Raw genomic sequence first — 18061 nt, forward strand, 5'->3', positions numbered from 1 at the left:
CAGAATGCCGGTGGTCCGCTGCTTGAGCAGGGGCTCAGCCGACCTCGGTCCCCACTGCGACGGCTTCGAGGATCCGATTGAACACATCGTCCATCGAACCTTCGCCATGGACCACCTTGAGCATGCCGCGCTGGCGGTAGTAGTCGACCACCGGGGCGGTGACCTGGTTGTAGACGTTGAGACGGTTGCGGACCGATTCGGGGCTGTCGTCGACGCGGCCCTGTTCCTTGGCGCGGCCGGCGATGCGTTCCACCAGCAGGTCGGTATCGACATCGAGCTGCACGGCGTGGTCCATCGGCTGGCCGATGCGGGCGAGCAACTGGCCGAGGGCATCGGCCTGGGCGAGGTTGCGCGGGTAGCCGTCGAGGATGAAGCCGCCGGACACGTCCGGGCGCGAGAGGCGGTCTTCGAGCATGCCGAGCAGGATCTCGTCGGACACCAGATCGCCGCGATCCATCACCGCCTTGGCCTGCAGGCCGAGGGCCGAGCCGGCCGCGACTTCCGCGCGGAGCAGGTCGCCGGTCGAAATATGCGGCACCTGCAGATGATCCTTCAGTCGTGCCGCTTGAGTACCCTTGCCCGATCCCGGGGCGCCGAGGAGAACCAGTCGCATCGCATGCTCCATAGAAATAAGAAGAACCGGGCCCCGGCGCCGGGAGGCTGCCGCTGGGCCGCAACCTCCCCAGCTTAACCGCTCGCCGCCGCGGGCCCAACCCGTCTACGACCAAAAGCGAGGGACACCGGGAGAACGGTGTCCGCGGGGTCGGCGACCTGCACAAACGCGGCTAGACTGGTCCGGATGCGCCCGCCCGATCCGTCGCGCGACCGGCGCCGCCCCGTCCCCATCGACAGACTCCCATGGCATCCGGAAAACTCCTCTACGCCCAGTCCGGCGGCGTCACCGCCGTCATCAACGCCTCCGCTTCCGCCGTCATCGCCGAGGCCCGCGCCCGCAAGATCAAGGTCCTGGCCGCCCGCAACGGCATCCTCGGCGCACTGCGCGAGGACCTGATCGACACCTCGAAGGAATCGGCCGCGGCCATCCGCGCCCTCGCCCACACCCCGGGCGGCGCCTTCGGCTCCTGCCGCTTCAAGCTGAAGTCGCTGGAACAGGACCGGGCGAAGTACGAGCGCCTGCTCGATGTGCTGAAGGCCCACGACGTCCGCTACTTCCTCTACAACGGCGGCAACGATTCCGCCGATACCGCGCTGAAGGTGTCGAAGCTGGCCGCCGAATTCGGCTATCCGCTGACCTGCATCGGCGTGCCCAAGACCATCGACAACGACCTGGCCGTGACCGACTGCTGCCCGGGCTTCGGCTCGGCCGCCAAGTACACCGCGGTCTCCGTGCGCGAGGCCGCCTTCGATGTCGCGGCGATGGCCGAGACCTCGACCAAGGTCTTCGTCTACGAAGCCATGGGCCGCCACGCCGGCTGGCTGGCCGCCGCCGCGGGTCTGGCCGGCAACGGCCCGGACGAAGCGCCGCATCTGATCCTGTTCCCCGAACGCGCCTACGACGAGGCCGACTTCCTCGCCAACGTGAAGAAGGTGGTCGCGAAGGTCGGCTATTGCGTGGTGGTGGCGTCGGAAGGCATCCGCACCGCCGATGGCACCTTCGTCGCCGACGCCGGCGGCGGCAAGGACGCCTTCGGCCACACCCAGCTCGGCGGCGTGGCCTCGTATCTCGCCGGCAAGGTCAAGGACGAACTCGGCTACAAGGTCCACTGGACCCTGCCCGACTACCTGCAGCGCTCGGCGCGGCACATCGCCTCGAAGACCGACCTCGACCAGGCCATGGCCGCCGGCAAGGCCGCCGTGCAGTTCGCGCTGAAGGGCCTGAACTCGACGATGCCGGTGATCAAGCGCACGTCGAACGCGCCGTACAAGTGGAAGATCGAAGCGGCGCCGCTGGAGAAGGTGGCGAACCACGAGAAGACGATGCCGGCGAATTTCCTGCGCAAGGACGGCTACGGGATCACCGCCGCCGCGCGCGCCTATCTCGAACCGCTGATCCGCGGCGAAGCCCCGCCGCCGTACGGCCGCGACGGACTTCCGAAGTACGTCACGCTGAAGAACGTGGCGGTGAAGAAGAAACTGCCGGCCTGGGAAGGCTGAAAGGCTGCCCAGACTTTCGAGCGGACGCACCGGTCGAGCGGCCTTCAGGCCGCTGTCTTTCTCCGGAGCGGCAGGGGGTTACCACCGCCCCCTGCCGCGATTCCATCGATACAGGACGCGCGCGAAGGCGTCGTAGGCCCATCGCATCACCGACCGCACCCCGGGAAGCGCCGACAATCGGCCCAGCCAGCGTTGCCCGGGCCGGGTCCCCATCACGAACGCCACCGCGTCCGCGCCAACCAGCACACGACCTTCCGCATCGCGGACGTGCAAACGCTCGCGCACGTCCTCAAGCCCGGCGCCCACGTCTGCGACGGCATCGGGTGCGTGGTGCACATCGATCCATTCGATCTCGCACGACGACGCCCGACCCTGTTCCCATTCGACGCCGGCGCGGCACACCGGGCAGGCGCTGTTGTAGTACACCGCAACCTTGCCGGCTTCGATCGTGCTCATCCCAAGCTCACGGCATCGCGCAGGAACATCGGCTGCGGCCGCGCGGCCGTCATGCGCAGATGCGACGCCGCCATCCGCAGCATCGCCGGTGCGACATAACCGCGGTGGGTGCGATCGATCGCGCGCATGTAGAAGGCGCCGAAGAGATTGCGGTTGCGCACGCGGGTGCCGAGCGAAACGCGCGCGGTGCCGCCGGGCAGCAGTTCGACCCCGACGCAGGACCGGAACGAGAGATGCTTGTCGTCGGCACCCAAGACGACCTGGGCATAGCGATCGCCGGCATCGACCGACTGCGCGAGCACCGGATGGCGGCCGGCGAAACGCTGCGGCGCATCGTTCAACAGCGACGACACCGGGCAACCCAACGGTGAGGTGCGCAGGCCCAGCGGCTTCACCAGCACGTTGCGCAGGCGCATCAGCCGGGCGACGCCGCTTGGCGGATTGCGCACGAACCCGTCGAGCAGACCGGACAGCAGCACGGTCGCAGACGCCGACGGCAGCTCGGCGATCGGAATCTCCATCGCGAAGCTGTCCTCGTGATCGAAACCATCGGCGAACTGCGCGCGCAGCAGCGAATGCGGCGGCGGCGCATCGAGCGCCGTCACGACACGGCCGCGGGCATCGTCCAGAAAACCCGCCGGACGCCGCCATGCGCCGAGCCGGCGACGCGCATGGCCCAGCACGCGTCGGATCCGCGCGCAGGCGCGCCCGCGCAACGATGAGGTGGCTGCGGTCAACGACAGCGCGATGGTCGGCACGGCCGCCGGATCCAGCATCGCCAGGCGCGCGGCGACGCGCTCGGGCAAGAGTTCGGTCAGGGTGGGAATGTCCGCGGCGTTGGCCAGCACGGTCTCGCGCTGGCGGGCGTCGAGGTCGCCGCCGAGTTCGTTGGTATGGCAGGACAGCGCGAACAGCGCCGGGTGGCCGGCATCGGGATCGCGCGGCAGGAACTGGTGCCAGGTGCCGCCGCCGAACCGCACCGTGAACAGGCAGTCCGGCGGAATCTCGACGTGGCGCAGCGCGTCGACGAAGGCCTGCGGATCGCGCTCGATCTGCGCCTGCGACGCGGTGGAGAAGCGCAGCAGCGCACCGCCGCTGCCGGAGATCGCCGTGAACACCCGGTGCCCGGCGTGACGATGGAAGGGATGCCCTTCGGCCCCGACCACGAAGCTGTAGAGCGAGGTCGCGTCGCCGCGGGCGAAATCGGCGCCACCGATCCGGGCCGAAGGCTCGTCGAGCGCATCGACGAAGGCGTCGTGTCCGCGCTGCAGGGCGGCGGTGTGGCCGATCAGCGCGGTCCCCGCGCCGATGCCGATCTGCGCGACCAGCACCACCTCCACCGGCAGGCCGCCGGAGAGCGACGGCAGGTGCGCCGTCGGGAACGTGTGGAGACGGCGGGCGGTCGGCGTCATGCGGGTTCCTCCATGTCGGGGGCATGCTTGTCGGGGGCATGCATATCGTCTGTCGGCTCGCCGGCGACCGGCGGCGTGTTCGCGGCCTTCGCACGCGCGCGGCTCTCGCGCTTGAGCGGCCGCCCCTGCGGGCAGAGCTCGGACACCCAGGCGAAGACGGTGTTGGCGAGGCGGTCGGGGACCAGCTGGAAGTACACGTACTGGCCGCGCTTCTCGCGGGTGATCAGGCCGGCGTCTTCGAGGATCCGCAGATGCGCGGACAGTGCGGGCTTGCTGAAATCGAACCGGGAGGCGATGTCCCCGGCGGTCAACTCTCCGCCATTGAGATAGGCGAGGATCCTGCGGCGCGGGGTGGACGACAGGGCTTCGAAAACGCGGTCCATGAGGAATTCGCCAGTTAAGTAATTTCCTAATTAACTTCCCATTGCGCTTCGCGACTGTCAAGCCATGCGCTTCCGCCACTCGCGGCCCTGGGGGGTCGGTCGGCACAAGGCTGGCATGACGCCTGCTGGTTTCCCTCGGCCTGTTCGGGCGGGAGACGACCCATGGCTGCGCGCAATTTTGTGACTGGCCTCAAACTTTCCCGAATCCCGTTACAATTCAAGCGAATATCCGGGGGGAACGAATGTCCATGATCCGATGCGTCTGGGCCCTGTGCCTGTCGCTCATCCTTGCCAGCTGCGCGACCACCGGGAATACCCCCGCCGGCGCGCCACCGATGGATGCGGTGCAGACCCAGGCGGTGGATGCCTATCGGATCGGTGTCGACGATCAGGTCCAGGTGGCGGTGTGGCGCAATCCCGAGCTGGGGATCACCGTGCCGGTGCGGCCCGACGGCATGATTTCGGTGCCGCTGATCGGCGACGTGCTCGCCGGCGGCCGCACCCCGCCCGAAGTGGCGAAGGACATTCAGGAGAAGCTCGCGGCCTATGTCCGCGACCCGCAGGTGGCGGTGATCCTGACCGAACTGCGCAGCCACGAATACCTGTCGCGGGTGCGCGTGACCGGCGCCGTGCGACAGCCGGTGTCGGTGCCCTATCGCCCCGGCATGACCGTGCTCGACGCGGTGCTCGCCGCGGGCGGTCTCACCGAATTCGCCGCGCCGGACCGCTCTGAACTGCATCGCCGGACCGGGGACGCCTCGCGCACGTTCGAGGTGAAGCTGGACCGCATCCTCAATCGCGGCGATCTCGCGACCAATTATCCGGTCGCCCCCGGAGACGTGATCACGGTGCCGGAGCGGACGTTCTGATGAGCGCCCCGATGCTTCCGCTCCGGCGCACGCCGGCCGCCCGCGCGGGCGCGCAGGGCGCCTCGTCCGCACTCGCGCCGAACGAGCTGATTCCGGCGCTGCTGCACGAAGCGCGGCGTTACCAGCTGGTACTGGTGTCGATCTTCGCCGTGATCGCGCTGCTCGCGCTGCTCGCCGGGCTGTTCCTGCTGCCGCGCAAGTACGTGGCTTCGACCTCGGTGCTGGCGCAGGAAAGCGACATCATCCAGCCGCTGCTCGAAAACCGCGCCCATGCCACCCGCGCCGTGGACCGCGCCGGTCTGGCGCGGACCGTGGTGTTCGGGCGCAGGGTGATGAGCCAGGTGCTGGAGGCTGGAGGCTGGATGGCCGACCGGCCGTCGGCGGCGGTGCAGGACAAACTGATCGAACAGATCCGCGACCGCACCCAGATCACCAACGCCCGCGAGAATCTGGTCCAGATCACCTACCACGACAACGATGCGGAACGCGCATTCAAGGTCGCCGACGCGATGGCGAATCTGCTGATCGAGGAAAGCCTCGCCAGCAAGGAACGCGAGAGCCGCGAAGCCTACGAATTCATCGACAAGCAGGTGGCGGACTACCACCGCAAGCTCACCGAGGCCGAAGCGAACCTGCAGGACTATCGCTCCGCCAACGCGGACGCGCAGCCGGGCAGCGCCACCGACGTCACGACCCGGATCGGCGCGCTGCGCACCCAGGTCGAGCAGACCCGCATGAGCCTGATGGAACTGCGCTCGCGCGAGGACGCGCTGGCGTCGCAGCTGTCCGGCGAATCGGCGGTGACCTCGGTGCAGACCCGCGAAACGCTGTACCGCACGCAGTTGCTGGAACTGCAGAACCAGCTCGATACGCTGCTGCTGAGCTATACCGACAAGCATCCCGACGTGGTGCGCATCCGTCACCAGATGGCCGACATCCAGACCGCGATGGCGGAGGACCAGAACCGTCGCCAGCAGCCGGGCACGCGCAACGAGGCCGAAGCGCGGGTCAACCCGATGTACCAGGAACTGCGCAGCCGTCTCGCCGAAACCCGGCGCGAGATCGCCGCGATCCAGTCGCGGATGTCCGCGTCCGAGGGTCTGCTCGACGGCGAACTCGGCCGCAGCCGGCGCATCGCCGCGTCCGAGAGCACGCTGGCCGAACTCACCCGCGATTACGAAGTGAACCGCGACATCTACCAGGACATGCTGCGTCGGCGCGAAAACGCCCGGGTGTCGATGGAGCTGGATCGCGAACGCCGCGGCCTGACCATGCGCATCCAGGATCCGGCGCAGATGCCGCTGCGTCCCAGCGGCCTGCGCTTCATGCATTTCGCGCTGGGTGGGCTGGCGGCCGCGGTGGCGGTGCCGCTGGGCCTGCTGTTCCTGCTGGTGCGCTTCGACCCGCGCGTGCGCGCACCCGGCCAGATCGAACGCCAGGGCAACTACCCGGTGCTCACCGTGGTCCCGGGCTATCGCACCCCGCGCGACCGTCGCCGCGAATTCGCACGGATGTCGCTCAGCGCCTCGATCCTCGGATCGGTGATCGTCGCCTACGGACTGGTCTACCTTTTCAAGCAGATACACGCATGAACGACCACGACCGCGACGACCGGCACGAGCGCCGCCTTCCCCTGGCGGGCGCGCGGCAGGAGCAGGCGCTGACCACGCGCCAGCTCGAAGAGCGCCGCCTGATCCATCGCCACGAATCGGTGCGCACGCACGCGGACGCCTTCCGCGAACTGCGCACGCGGCTGATCGCGCTCGCCGGCGGCCCGCAGGGCGAGAGCCGGAATTTCGTCACCCTGGTGGCGCCGGTGCGCCACGGCTGCGGCGGCAGTTACGTCGCGCGCAATCTCGCCGCGGCCTTCGCCTTCGACGACACCAAGCAGGCGCTGCTGATCGACTGCGACGCCACCCATCCGGCGCAGGGCGATGCGTTGCAGGTCTCGGCCGAGCGCGGTGGACTGATCGACTATCTCGAGAACGACGCGTTGTCGCTCGACGACGTGGTCTATCCCACCGGCGTGCCGCGACTGAAGCTGATTCCCGCCGGCCGCATCCGCGAAACGCCGGGCGAAAGTTTCAGCGCGTTCCGCATGCGCGCGATGATCGATTCGCTGCGCGCGCACCAGGGCAACCGCCACCTCATCCTCGACGGTTCGCCGGTGCAGGGCTCGCCGGACGCGCGGATCCTGTCCGATCTCGCCGATCTGGTGGTGCTGGTCGTGGGTTACGGCCAGGTCGGCACCGAGGCCATCGACAAGGCCGTCGCCAGTTTCCCGCCGGAGAAATTCGCCGGCGTGGTGTTCAACCGGCGCCCCTGAGGCGCATACGGAGGCCGCATGCATCGCCAACGCCTCTGCATCGCGATGCTCGCCGTCGCCGCCGGCGCCGCACCGAACGCCGCACTGGCGCTGCGCGTCGACTACATCGTCGATCTCGCGATCGAACGCAACGACAACCTGCTGCTCGCGCCCGCCGATCCGATCGCGATCACCCTGCTGCGCCCGGGGCTCGGCTTCGAAATCGTGCACGACACTTCGGTGCTGCAGGCGCGGGTCACCGGCCGCACCGAATATCGGCGCTACGGCGACGATCGCTTCGACGACAGCGTCGACGCCACGCTCGTCGGCCGCGTCAACTGGGTGGCGATCCCCGAGCGCCTGAGTTTCTCCGTGGTCGACAATCTCACCCTGCAGCCGGTGGACACGCTCGCGCCGGATTCGCCGGGCAACCGGCAGCAGGTGAACGTGTTGTCGGCCGGGCCGACGCTCAACTTCGAGTGGGGCGACGGCTGGCGCGGCGTCGGCGAACTGCGCCACATCCGCAGCGAAGCCGAGATCACCGACGAATTCAATTCCGAGCGCAACGAAATCGCGCTGCGCGCGATCAAGCGACTGAGTCCGACCAGCCGGCTGGCCTTCAACGCGCAGCATCAACGCGTGGATTTCGAGCGCGAGACCGTGGCCCGCGACTACACCCGTTCGGAGCTGTTCGTGCGCTGGTCGCGCACCCTCAACCGCGTGGATCTGGCGGTGGACGCCGGTTATTCACGTTTGCGCTACCGCAGCCCGCTGCCGGGCTTCGCCGATGCGCGCAGCGACCCGTTGCTGCGCACGTCGCTGACCTGGCGGCCGAGCGATCTGCATCGATTCGAGGCGAGTCTCACCAGTCAGTTCTCCGACGTGGCCGCCGACAGTCTCGCCGAGATCGGCGAAGACACCGGACCGCCGGCGGGCGTGGTCGCCGGCGACACCGTGGTCAACGCCTCGCCCTATCTCGAACGCAGGCTCGACACCGAATACACGTGGACCGCCACGCGCTGGACCGTGAACGTCTCGCCGTATCTCGACCGGATCCGCTACGAGGACACCGACCAGTTCGACCAGAACGGCTACGGCAGCGGCTTCGAAGCGTCGTGGCGCGCGCGCCGCAACCTGATGCTCGGCGTGTCGGCCGCGCTCGATCACAACGAATACATCCGTCTGTCGCGCGAAGACGAAACCCGTCGCTACGGCGTGTTCGCGCGTCTCGACTGGACCCGTCACTGGAGCGCGATGCTCAACCTCGGCCGCTACGAGCGCAGCAGCACCGCCAGCGGCCAGGATGCGGATCAGAACGTGTTCAACCTCACCTTCAGCTACAGCAACCGCTGACCATGCGCGCAGACCCTTGGTTCCCTTCGGCGACGCTCGCGCTGCGGTTGCTGTCGGCGCTCGCGATCGGCGCGCTCGCGGCCGCCTGCAACCCGCGAACCGGCGCGAACGCCGCGGTCGGCGATGCGCACGCGGCGGGCGCCGCTGCGGCCTCCGCCATCACTGCATCCGCCGCGCGCAAACCGCTGCCGCCGATCGAACCCGGCATCCCGCTGGATCTGGCGTATGTCGACAGAACCTCGCCGGCCTACGATCGCTTCCGGCGCTGGGTCGACAGTGCGGTGGCCGGCCAGCCCGGCTACGCCTTCTCCGCCTACGACGCGGCGCTGCTCTACCGGCTCGATCCGAAACCGAAGTACTGCGAACTCGCGATCCGGATGGTGGAAAAGGAAGTCGCCGACGCCGAAGCCGCGATCGCCGACGGCCGCGCGCCGGAGATCGCCGGCGATTCGTATCTGGAAGTCGGCCCGCGCATCGCCGCGCTGTCGATGACGCTGGATACGTGCAAGGCGAGCATCGACGAGGCGCAGCGCAAGCGCTGGTCGGCGTTCGCCGAACAGACGGTGTGGAACGTGTGGCACCACCTGCGCGCGCACTGGGGCGGCCGTCCGCGGCCGTGGACCGGTTGGTCCGTCGACAATCCCGGCAACAACTACTACTACAGCTTCGTCGAGGCGACGCTGTACTGGGCGCTGGCCGGCGGCAACGACGAATGGATGACCTTCCTCAACGAAGAGAAGATTCCGCCGCTGATCGATTACTTCGCAGGATTGCCCGGCGGCGGCAGTCTCGAAGGCACCGGCTACGGCGCCGCGCACATGCGCCTGTTCGCGCTGTACCGGCTGTGGCGCGACGCCACCGGCGAGGACATCGCCAACGCCAGCGCGCACGCCAACGACACCATCGCCTACTGGGTCCACGCCACGGTGCCGACCCTGGATCGCTTCGCGCCGATCGGCGATCAATCGCGCAACTCGGTGCCGGAGCTGTACGACTACCATCGCCGCCTGGTGCTGGAAGCGCGCGCGCTGAGCCGGGATGCATCGTCGCAGGCGCTGGCGTCGTGGTGGTTGCAGCGGATCTCGATACCGCAGATGAGCAACGGCTTCAACACCGCGCACGATCTGCTTCCCGCGGGCGATGCGAAGGCGCCTGCGCCCGAGACCCTGTTCCATCAGGCCGCGGGCACCGGGCATCTGTTCGCGCGCAGCGGCTGGGACCGCGACGCGATGTGGCTGGCGTTCGTCGCCGGCCCCTACAACGAAAGCCACGCGCACCAGGAACAGGGCGGCTTCACCCTGTTCGCGCGCGACTGGCTCACGGTCAGCGAGAACATCTGGAGCCACAGCGGCATCCAGCAGGGCACCGAAACCCACAACGTGCTGCGCTTCGAACGGGCGACGCCGATCGCCCGGCAGTGCCACGCGCCGCCGGACGACCGCGTGGTCTACCAGTGCGAACCCACGCGGTCGACGATGACCGTCACGCCCGCTGCCGACGGCGGCCTGCGCGTGGACGCGGACCTCGCCGCGGCCTACGGGTCGGAATCGCCGGTGCGGCGCTGGACCCGGCGTCTCGATTTCGGCGGCCGCCGGCTGCGGGTGGAAGACCGGTTCGCGCTGGAAGCCGGGACCCGCGCGGTGTTCCAGCTGCAGTTGCCGTCCGAACCCCGGATCGACGGGCAGACCGCCGTCGCCGGCCGGCTACGGGTCCGGGTCGTCGCCCCGGCCGGGGCCACCCTCACCGCCATGGACTGGCGCAGCGTCGACAGTGCCGAATTCCGCAGTGGCTGGCGGCTGGATATCGCAGGCGGGACGGACACTTACGTCGTCGAGCTCGAAGAAGACAGCTCAAACTGAACACGGCCTGACTTTCGCCTGAGACAGAATTCACACTTTCTGTCGGAGGCTGTCGCAACAGTCCGGCCCGTCACACTTCGGCGCAGAACGCATCGCCATACTCGATTCAGGTTGCCGCAGCCGGATCGGAGCGGTTGCCGGAACGTCCGGTCCGCCGGCCGTTCCGCAGGACGCGCTGCACCCCGGTCGCGACAGGACAGGACCGGGTGCATCAGGGGGCGCGAACGACACACGATCGCCACGGATGCGAGATTCGAGCCCACGCCATGCCCAACCGCCGCCCCTCCCCCGATGCCGTCGCCCGCCCTGCCGCCTCCCGCCGACTCGGCAGGCTGGCGCTTCTCGCCGTCGCGGTCGCGACCGCCGGCATCGCCATCGCCGGGCCGATGACGCTGATGCGCGAGCTCCGCGCGCGATTCGCCGAAGCCGAGCGCACGCCGCTGGCCGGCGTCGAACGCATCGCGGGTCGTCTCCCGGGCGTGCGCACCGCAGCGCCCCACCGCACCACCGGACGCCTGTCGGCGTCTCAAGTGCTGCACATTCCCATGAACCTGACTTACGTCGACACCGCGCGCACGCCGTACACGCGGTTCCGCACCTGGGTCGACAACGCGGTGAACGGCAGCCCGGGCTACGCCTACGAAGCCCGCGACTCCGCGCTGATGTTCCGCATCACCCGCGACGTGAAGTACTGCAACCACGCGGTCACGATGGTCGAACAGCAGGTCGCGCAGGCCGAGACCGCGATCGCGGCCGGGCAGCGCCCCGAGATCGCCGCCGATTCGTATCTCGAAGTCGGCCCGATGATCGCCGACCTGGCGATGACCTACGACACCTGCAGCGCGCGCCTCACCGCCGGCCAGCGTCAGCGCTGGGCCGCATACGCCGAACAGGCGATCTGGAACGTCTGGAACTACCAGAACGCCCGCTGGGGCGCGGTCTCGCATCCGTGGAGCGGCTGGTCGGTCGACAACCCCGGCAACAACTATCACTACAGCTTCATCGAAGCGACGATGTCGTGGGCGCTGGCCTCGCGCAGCGCCACCTGGATGAGCCTGCTGCAGAGCGACAAGCTGCCGAAGCTCGAAGCCTATTACCGCGCCATGCCCACCGGCGGCAGCCTCGAAGGCACCGGCTACGGCACCGCGCAGATGCGCCTGTTCGAGCTGTACCGGATGTGGAAGGACGCCACCGGCATCGATCTGGCGAACGCCAATCCGCACGCCACCAACACCATCAAGTGGTGGGTGCACGGCACCGTGCCGACGCGCACCCATTTCGCGCCGATCGGCGACCAGTCGCGCAACTCGGTGCCCGAGATCTACGACTACCACCGCCGCCTGATCCTCGAAGCGCGCCACCTGACCAACGACGCCACCGCCCAGCGCATCGCGACCTGGTGGCTGACCGGCATTCCGGTGCAGCAGATGGGCCAGGGCGCGAATTTTCGCTACGACCTGCTGCCGGTCGGCAGCAACGGCGCGCCGCCGAGCGAGCTGTACTACAACGGCACCGGCACCGGCCACTTGTTCGCACGCACCGGCTGGGACGCCAACGCGATGTGGATGGCCTACGTCGCCGGCAAATACAACGAAAGCCACGCCCACCAGGACCAGGGTGCGTTCACCCTGTTCGCGAACGACTGGCTGGCCGTCACCGAAAACATCTGGAGCCGCAGCGGCATCCAGCAGGGCACCGAAGTGCACAACATGCTGCGCTTCGAACGCAGCAACACCAGCGCGCAGCAGTGCGGCAGCCCCGCGAACGACCGCATCGTCCACCAGTGCGAGCCGAGCACCTCGACGATGACCGTCACCCCCGGCGCGAACGGCGCGCTGACGGTCGCCTCCGATCTCACGCCCGCCTACCGCGGCAATCCCGCGCTGACCCGCTGGACGCGCAACCTCGACTTCGCCAACCGCAAGCTCACCGTGCGCGACAACTTCGTCCTGGCCGCGGGCACCACCGCCTTCTTCCAGGTGCAGGTGCCGGTGCAGCCCACGGTCAGCGGCAGCACCGTCACCGCCGGCCGCCTGCGTGTGCGCGTGCTGGAGCCTGCCAACGCCACCATCACGCTGCGCAACTGGAACACCACGGATGCCAGCGAATTCACCAAGGGCTGGCGCATCGACATCGGCGGCGGCACCACGACCTATCTGGTCGAACTGAGCGAAGTGCCTTGACCGTCGTCGTTCGCCGCGCGACCCTCGGGGACCTGGGCGACCTCGTCCCGCTGTTCTCCGATTACCGCAGCTTCTACGAACAGCGGCAGGACCCCGACACCGCGCGGCGCTTCCTGCACGAGCGGTTGAGCCGCAACGAATCGACGATCTTCCTCGCCCATCTCGACGGCGTGATGGACACCGCGCCGGCCGGTTTCACCCAGCTCTATCCGATGTTCTCTTCGGTGCGCGCGGCGAAGGTGTTCGTCCTCAACGACCTCTACGTCGCCGAACGCGCCCGCCGTCGCGGCGTGGCGCTGGCGCTGCTGTCGGCGGCGGCCGAGTACGGCCAGCGCGAGGGTGCGATCCGGCTGGAACTCGAAACCATGCCCGACAACCACGACGCCCAGGCCCTGTATCGCGGCCACGGCTGGCGCCCGTACGACGAGACCCTGCGCTTCCGCCTGCCGCTGGCCTGAGTCGCACCGCGGGGCATCGCCCGTCGCGGACGAAAGCGTTACCCTGCGGCCCATGACCGCAGCCCTACAGTTCATCCCCCTCTCGCTGTGCGTGCTGACCGTGTCCGACACGCGCAGCCTCGCCGAAGACAGCTCCGGCGACTATCTCGCCACCGCCCTCGCCGACGCCGGCCATCGCCTCCACGACCGCGCCCTGCTGCCCGACGACAAATACCGGCTGCGCGCGCAGGTCTCGCAGTGGATCGCCGATCCCGGCGTCGACGGCATCCTCGTCACCGGCGGCACCGGCTTCACCGGCCGCGACTCCACGCCCGAAGCCCTGCTGCCGCTGCTCGACAAGGAGATGCCCGGCTTCGGCGAGTTGTTCCGCGCGCTGAGCTTCGAGGAGATCGGCACGTCGACGCTGCAGTCGCGCGCGTTCGCCGGTCTCGCCAACGGCACCTTCCTGTTCGCCCTCCCCGGCTCCACCTCCGCGTGCCGCACCGCCTGGGAGAAGATCGTCCGCGCACAGCTCGACGCGCGCACCCGCCCCTGCAATCTCGCCACGCTGCGTCCGCGGCTCAAGGAGTGATTCGATGTCCATCGGCAATACGTTGCGCCTGCTCACCAAGGCCACCGGCCTGAGCGTGACCGACCTGGCGACCGCGATCCCGCGCGCCGGCGTCAACACCGTCAGCGCTTGGCTGAAGGACGAGAAGATGCCCGGGCGCGACCAGATCGACGCCCTCGCCCGCACCTTCGGCGTGCCCGCGGGCGCGCTGCTCTCGGAAGTCGCCAGCACCCTCGACCCCACCCGTACCAAGGGCGAACACAGCCTGCTCGCCGCCTACCGCGCGCTCAACACGAAGCAGCAGGGCGCGCTGCTGGAAGTCGCCCGCAGCATGGCCGCCGGCGCCCGCGACGAAGACGACGCACCGGCGCGGTCCACACGAAAGCGCGCTGCCGCGAAGCGCGCACGCAAGACCTCCGCATGAGCGTCCCCCGTGAGCATGACCCTCGTGCTGGAGGATGGACGGGTTCTGTGGGGATCCAATCTCGGCATGACCGGGATGTTGGAGAAGATCGCCGAGCAACTACCACCCTCCGGGGCGAAACTCGCACGGTGGCTGGAGGACAAGTGTGAGCATGGATACGCGATCTTCGATGGATTTGACATGCGCGGGCTGGTTCCCGAGGACCGGGAAGCGTTCTGGAGTGCCGCGGAGAACGATCTGCGAAGGCGCATCGACGCCTACGGACCTCCGCAGATCTGGGACAAGACCCATCACTCTGGCGCATGCCTGGCACGCCTGCTCGAAATGCGTGCCAGCATGCTCCGGGGCGAACCGCCGAGCGCAATGAACGACTTCCTCGAGCCGTTCGAATTCGATGGCACGATGGAAGATCTCGGCGACATGTGGTCCGCACAACAATACATTCCGGAGTGACGGAGTTCTCGATGAAACGTCCAGAAAAACTCAAAAGCAAAGAGTACGAAGCCCTGCTCGAACCCCTGCAGCGCGAGCTGGCGATGATGGCGCGCTGGGCCTCGACGACCGGGCAACGCATCCTGGTGTTGCTGGAAGGCCGCGACACCGCCGGCAAGGGCGGCGCGATCGACGCGATCCGCGCCCACATCAACCCGCGCCAGTGCCGCGTGGTCGCCCTGCCCAAACCGAACGATCGCGAAAAAACCCAATGGTACTTCCAGCGCTACGCTGCCCACCTGCCCGCGGCCGGCGAGATCGTGCTGTTCGACCGCAGCTGGTACAACCGCGCCGGCGTCGAGAAGGTGATGGGCTTCGCCGACGACAAACAGGTGAAGGCATTCCTGAAACAGACGCCGGTGTTCGAACGGATGCTCGTCGACGACGGCATCCAGTTGTTCAAGTACTGGCTGTGCTGCGACCAGGAGCAGCAGGAAAAGCGCTTCGCCGAACGCCGCGAAGACCCGTTGAAAGGCTGGAAGCTCTCGCCGATCGACATCGAAGCCCGCGCGAAATACGGCGAGTACACGAAGGCCCGCGAAGCGATGCTCAAGGCCACGCACACGGAACACGCGCCCTGGACCCTCGTCGACTTCAACGACCAGAAACGCGGCCGCCTCACCCTGATCCGCGACCTGCTCGACCGCCTGCCGGACACCGAGATCAAACCCGAACCGATCGACTTCCCCCCGCTGCTGGGCAAGCCGGCGAAGGAGAAGTATTCGGTGGTGAAGCCGATCGACGACTTCCAGGCATCACCGTAACCCGTAGCCCGGGTAGCGCGCAGCGATACCCGGGGATTTTCGCCTGAAAAACGGCAGTTCCATGAATCTTGAAAAGCCCCGGGTATCGCTGCGCGCTACCCGGGCTACGCATTCGTGCAGCCCAGAGCGTCGAGAGGCCAGACAGAAACCGTCCGTCAGGCCAACATGCGGACCTTCGGCTCCCGCGCCCACTGACGCGTGCGCGCGAGCGCGAGGAATGCATCGACGTCCTCGGGCGGCACCACGCCTGCATCGGGCTTGATGCCGGCAGCCTTCAGGATGATGTGCGTGCCCTTGCAGGCCGCGATCGCCTTGAGATGACCGAACGCATCGCGGAACCAGTCGGTCGCGGCGCTGTCTTTCGCCAACGTTTCCGCTTGCGCCGGATCGAGCACGCTGGCGACCGCATCGAACACGGTCGACGAGGTGCCCGCCAGTTGGCCGTCCGCATCCAGTCGCTTCCCGTTCGACAACAGTACCGACAGCTTCGGCGCGACGATCTTGACCCGCGCGCCGGCCTTGATCGCCGCCGAGCGGATCGCATCGATCGACTTGGCGTTGGAGCCGTCGGCGACCAGGATGCCGATGCAGCGTCCTTCCAGCGTGTCGCGCATGCGATCGATGATCCGCAGCGCCGGCGAGGACGGCAGATCCTGCACCGGCGCCGCCGGTGCCGGCGCATCCGGCAAGGTCTCCATGCCCAGGCCCTCGGCGACCCGCGCGGCGAGGGTTTCGTCGATATTGCGCATATGCCCGACGACGCTTTCGCGCACGTGCGCAGTCGCCACTTTCGACAGCTCGAACACGAGCGCCGAGGCCATGTGCGCCTGTTCCAGCGCGCTCTGGCTGCGGAAGAACATCCGCGCCTGGCTGTAGTGGTCGGCGAAACTCTCTGGCCGGACACGGCCTTTCGCGCCGTCGTCGGGCGTCTCGGCGAAATGGCGGAAACCGCGTTCGCGGCTCGCGCGCGGCGATTCCGGATCCAGGCTGGACGGCTCGTAGGCCACCCGCCCCTTCGGCACCGCCATCTGCATGTGTCCGTCGCGCTGGTGATTGGCGAACGGACACTTCGGGGCATTGATCGGAATCTGATGGAAATTCGGCCCGCCCAATCGCGACAGCTGGGTATCGAGATAGGAATGCAGCCGCCCCTGCAGCAGCGGGTCGTTGCTGAAGTCGATGCCCGGCACGACATTCGCCGGACAGAACGCCACCTGTTCGGTTTCGGCGAACAGATTGTCGACGTTGCGGTCGAGGACCATGCGGCCGATCACCTGCAACGGCACCAATTCCTCGGGGATCAGCTTGGTGGGATCGAGATGATCGAACGGAAACGCCGCGGCGTCCTCCTCGGTGAACAGTTGCACCGCCAGCTCCCAGGCCGGGAATTGACCGGCGTCGATCGATTCCCACAGATCGCGGCGATGGAAGTCGTTGTCCGCCGACTGCAACTTGACGGCTTCGTCCCACACCGTGGACTGGATGCCCAGCGTCGGGCGCCAGTGGAATTTGGCGAAGGTGCTGCGACCCTCGGCGTTCAACAGGCGGAAGCTGTGGATGCCGAAGCCTTCCATCGTCCGCAGGCTGCGCGGAATCGTGCGGTCGCTCATCGCCCACATGATCATGTGCATGCTCTCGGGCATCAGCGACACGAAATCCCAGAAGGTGTCGTGCGCGCTTCCGGCCTGCGGGAAGCCGCGATCGGGCTCCATCTTGACCGCATGGATGAGATCGGGAAATTTCATCGCGTCCTGGATGAAGAACACCGGGATGTTGTTGCCCACCAGGTCCCAGTTGCCTTCCTCGGTGTAGAACTTCACCGCGAAACCGCGCACATCGCGCGGCGTGTCGACCGAGCCGGCGCCGCCGGCGACCGTCGAGAACCGGGCGAACACCGGTGTCCTGACGCCCTTTCGACTGAGTATCGCCGCGGTGGTCTGGCGCTGCAGCGAATGCGTCAGCTCGAAGTAACCGTGCGCCGCGCTGCCGCGCGCATGCACGATCCGCTCCGGGATGCGCTCGTGATCGAAGTGGGTGATCTTCTCGCGAAGGATGAAATCTTCCAGCAACGTCGGACCGCGCGGGGTCGACGTCAGCGAATTCTGGTTGTCGGCGATCGCGATGCCCTGCGCGGTGGTGAGCATCGGATGCGCGCCGCCGGCCTGCTGCTGGAATTCGCCACCGCTGCCGACAGCATCACCGGGGATGCGCGTCGTGCGGTTTTTCGGATCGGCTTTGCCCGCACTGCCCTTTCCCGCTTTCGATTTTTTCGCAGTCGCCATGTCGTTCTCCGTGCAAACGCGTCGCGCAGCCTTTCGCTGCGTGCGACCACGGTAATCCCGAAACCACGGTGGCCCGCGGAGCGGCCTGCATCGGACGGCTGCGGGCAAGGCGGAATTCAGTTTGGACAGCGATTCGCGGCATGTCGCCGTGGGGAT

The 18061-nt window shown here is 67.9% G+C and carries 16 protein-coding genes and 1 pseudogene; 12 read left to right on the forward strand and 5 right to left on the reverse strand.

Features of this window, described 5'->3' with window-relative positions; all coding sequences use genetic code 11:
• Positions 1 to 34 precede the first annotated feature (34 nt).
• Positions 35 to 613 (reverse strand): adenylate kinase, encoded by a 579-nt coding sequence (locus ABD974_RS03615; protein ID WP_345301877.1) that lies wholly within the window; start codon positions 611 to 613, stop codon positions 35 to 37.
• A 245-nt stretch (positions 614 to 858) separates the two neighbouring features.
• On the opposite strand from ABD974_RS03615, the gene ABD974_RS03620 reads away from it, so the two are divergent.
• Positions 859 to 2115 carry a 6-phosphofructokinase gene (locus ABD974_RS03620; RefSeq protein WP_345301878.1) on the forward strand — a complete coding sequence of 419 codons (1257 nt, stop codon included), beginning with the start codon at positions 859 to 861 and terminating at the stop codon, positions 2113 to 2115.
• A gap of 78 nt (positions 2116 to 2193) precedes the next feature.
• On the opposite strand, the gene ABD974_RS03625 is transcribed toward ABD974_RS03620, so the two are convergent.
• The 3 genes and pseudogenes from ABD974_RS03625 to ABD974_RS03635 all read right to left on the reverse strand — a co-directional run.
• On the reverse strand, positions 2194 to 2571 hold the full coding sequence (locus ABD974_RS03625; protein ID WP_345301879.1) for a thiol-disulfide oxidoreductase DCC family protein: 378 nt from the start codon (positions 2569 to 2571) through the stop codon (positions 2194 to 2196).
• Positions 2568 to 3983 carry a DUF2867 domain-containing protein gene (locus ABD974_RS03630; protein ID WP_345301880.1) on the reverse strand — a complete coding sequence of 472 codons (1416 nt, stop codon included), beginning with the start codon at positions 3981 to 3983 and terminating at the stop codon, positions 2568 to 2570. The genes ABD974_RS03625 and ABD974_RS03630 overlap by 4 nt, the downstream gene beginning before the upstream one ends.
• A gap of 86 nt (positions 3984 to 4069) precedes the next feature.
• Positions 4070 to 4366, reverse strand: a pseudogene (locus ABD974_RS03635) (metalloregulator ArsR/SmtB family transcription factor); the annotation flags it as partial.
• A 248-nt stretch (positions 4367 to 4614) separates the two neighbouring features.
• On the opposite strand from ABD974_RS03635, the gene ABD974_RS03640 reads away from it, so the two are divergent.
• The 11 genes from ABD974_RS03640 (at position 4615) to ppk2 (ending at position 15623) form a co-directional block, all read left to right on the forward strand.
• Positions 4615 to 5235 carry an XrtA/PEP-CTERM system exopolysaccharide export protein gene (locus ABD974_RS03640; RefSeq protein ID WP_345301881.1) on the forward strand — a complete coding sequence of 207 codons (621 nt, stop codon included), beginning with the start codon at positions 4615 to 4617 and terminating at the stop codon, positions 5233 to 5235.
• Positions 5235 to 6827, forward strand: a complete 1593-nt coding sequence (locus ABD974_RS03645) for an XrtA system polysaccharide chain length determinant (protein WP_345301882.1) — start codon at positions 5235 to 5237, stop codon at positions 6825 to 6827. The genes ABD974_RS03640 and ABD974_RS03645 overlap by 1 nt, the downstream gene beginning before the upstream one ends.
• Positions 6824 to 7561, forward strand: a complete 738-nt coding sequence (locus ABD974_RS03650) for a P-loop NTPase family protein (RefSeq protein ID WP_345301883.1) — start codon at positions 6824 to 6826, stop codon at positions 7559 to 7561. Before ABD974_RS03645 ends, ABD974_RS03650 begins: the two co-directional genes overlap by 4 nt.
• Before the next feature lie 18 nt (positions 7562 to 7579).
• The gene (locus ABD974_RS03655; RefSeq protein WP_345301884.1) at positions 7580 to 8893 is read left to right on the forward strand and encodes a hypothetical protein; all 1314 of its coding nucleotides are present in this window, start codon (positions 7580 to 7582) and stop codon (positions 8891 to 8893) included.
• Positions 8894 to 8895: 2 nt separating this feature from the next.
• Positions 8896 to 10752, forward strand: coding sequence for a hypothetical protein (locus ABD974_RS03660; protein WP_345301885.1), 1857 nt, complete (start codon positions 8896 to 8898; stop codon positions 10750 to 10752).
• A 266-nt stretch (positions 10753 to 11018) separates the two neighbouring features.
• Entirely contained in the window at positions 11019 to 12935 is a 1917-nt protein-coding gene (locus tag ABD974_RS03665; protein WP_345301886.1) for a hypothetical protein, read from the forward strand.
• Positions 12932 to 13393, forward strand: coding sequence for a GNAT family N-acetyltransferase (locus tag ABD974_RS03670; protein WP_345301887.1), 462 nt, complete (start codon positions 12932 to 12934; stop codon positions 13391 to 13393). Before ABD974_RS03665 ends, ABD974_RS03670 begins: the two co-directional genes overlap by 4 nt.
• A 52-nt stretch (positions 13394 to 13445) precedes the next feature.
• A complete protein-coding gene (moaB, locus tag ABD974_RS03675) occupies positions 13446 to 13964 on the forward strand; it encodes a molybdenum cofactor biosynthesis protein B (RefSeq protein WP_345301888.1) in 519 nt (172 codons plus the stop codon).
• Positions 13965 to 13968: 4 nt separating this feature from the next.
• Entirely contained in the window at positions 13969 to 14367 is a 399-nt protein-coding gene (locus ABD974_RS03680) for a helix-turn-helix domain-containing protein (RefSeq protein WP_345301889.1), read from the forward strand.
• Positions 14368 to 14376: 9 nt separating this feature from the next.
• On the forward strand, positions 14377 to 14820 hold the full coding sequence (locus ABD974_RS03685) for a hypothetical protein (protein ID WP_345301890.1): 444 nt from the start codon (positions 14377 to 14379) through the stop codon (positions 14818 to 14820).
• Between the two features lie 11 nt (positions 14821 to 14831).
• A complete protein-coding gene (gene ppk2, locus ABD974_RS03690; protein ID WP_345301891.1) occupies positions 14832 to 15623 on the forward strand; it encodes a polyphosphate kinase 2 in 792 nt (263 codons plus the stop codon).
• A gap of 155 nt (positions 15624 to 15778) precedes the next feature.
• On the opposite strand, the gene ABD974_RS03695 is transcribed toward ppk2, so the two are convergent.
• Positions 15779 to 17767, reverse strand: a complete 1989-nt coding sequence (locus ABD974_RS03695; RefSeq protein WP_345301969.1) for a catalase — start codon at positions 17765 to 17767, stop codon at positions 15779 to 15781.
• Between the last annotated feature and the right edge of the window lie 294 nt (positions 17768 to 18061).

Origin of the sequence: Lysobacter hankyongensis, assembly GCF_039543145.1 — a bacterium.
Classification (GTDB): domain Bacteria; phylum Pseudomonadota; class Gammaproteobacteria; order Xanthomonadales; family Xanthomonadaceae; genus Lysobacter_I; species Lysobacter_I hankyongensis.

Bases quoted from the DNA above. Each gene is read 5' to 3' on its own strand.
- ABD974_RS03615 (WP_345301877.1), bottom strand. From the start codon at position 613: ATGCGACTGGTTCTCCTCGGCGCCCCGGGATCGGGCAAGGGTACTCAA.
- ABD974_RS03620 (WP_345301878.1), top strand. From the start codon at position 859: ATGGCATCCGGAAAACTCCTCTACGCCCAGTCCGGCGGCGTCACCGCC.
- ABD974_RS03625 (WP_345301879.1), bottom strand. From the start codon at position 2,571: ATGAGCACGATCGAAGCCGGCAAGGTTGCGGTGTACTACAACAGCGCC.
- ABD974_RS03630 (WP_345301880.1), bottom strand. From the start codon at position 3,983: ATGACGCCGACCGCCCGCCGTCTCCACACGTTCCCGACGGCGCACCTG.
- ABD974_RS03640 (WP_345301881.1), top strand. From the start codon at position 4,615: ATGATCCGATGCGTCTGGGCCCTGTGCCTGTCGCTCATCCTTGCCAGC.
- ABD974_RS03645 (WP_345301882.1), top strand. From the start codon at position 5,235: ATGAGCGCCCCGATGCTTCCGCTCCGGCGCACGCCGGCCGCCCGCGCG.
- ABD974_RS03650 (WP_345301883.1), top strand. From the start codon at position 6,824: ATGAACGACCACGACCGCGACGACCGGCACGAGCGCCGCCTTCCCCTG.
- ABD974_RS03655 (WP_345301884.1), top strand. From the start codon at position 7,580: ATGCATCGCCAACGCCTCTGCATCGCGATGCTCGCCGTCGCCGCCGGC.
- ABD974_RS03660 (WP_345301885.1), top strand. From the start codon at position 8,896: ATGCGCGCAGACCCTTGGTTCCCTTCGGCGACGCTCGCGCTGCGGTTG.
- ABD974_RS03665 (WP_345301886.1), top strand. From the start codon at position 11,019: ATGCCCAACCGCCGCCCCTCCCCCGATGCCGTCGCCCGCCCTGCCGCC.
- moaB (WP_345301888.1), top strand. From the start codon at position 13,446: ATGACCGCAGCCCTACAGTTCATCCCCCTCTCGCTGTGCGTGCTGACC.
- ABD974_RS03680 (WP_345301889.1), top strand. From the start codon at position 13,969: ATGTCCATCGGCAATACGTTGCGCCTGCTCACCAAGGCCACCGGCCTG.
- ppk2 (WP_345301891.1), top strand. From the start codon at position 14,832: ATGAAACGTCCAGAAAAACTCAAAAGCAAAGAGTACGAAGCCCTGCTC.
- ABD974_RS03695 (WP_345301969.1), bottom strand. From the start codon at position 17,767: ATGCTCACCACCGCGCAGGGCATCGCGATCGCCGACAACCAGAATTCG.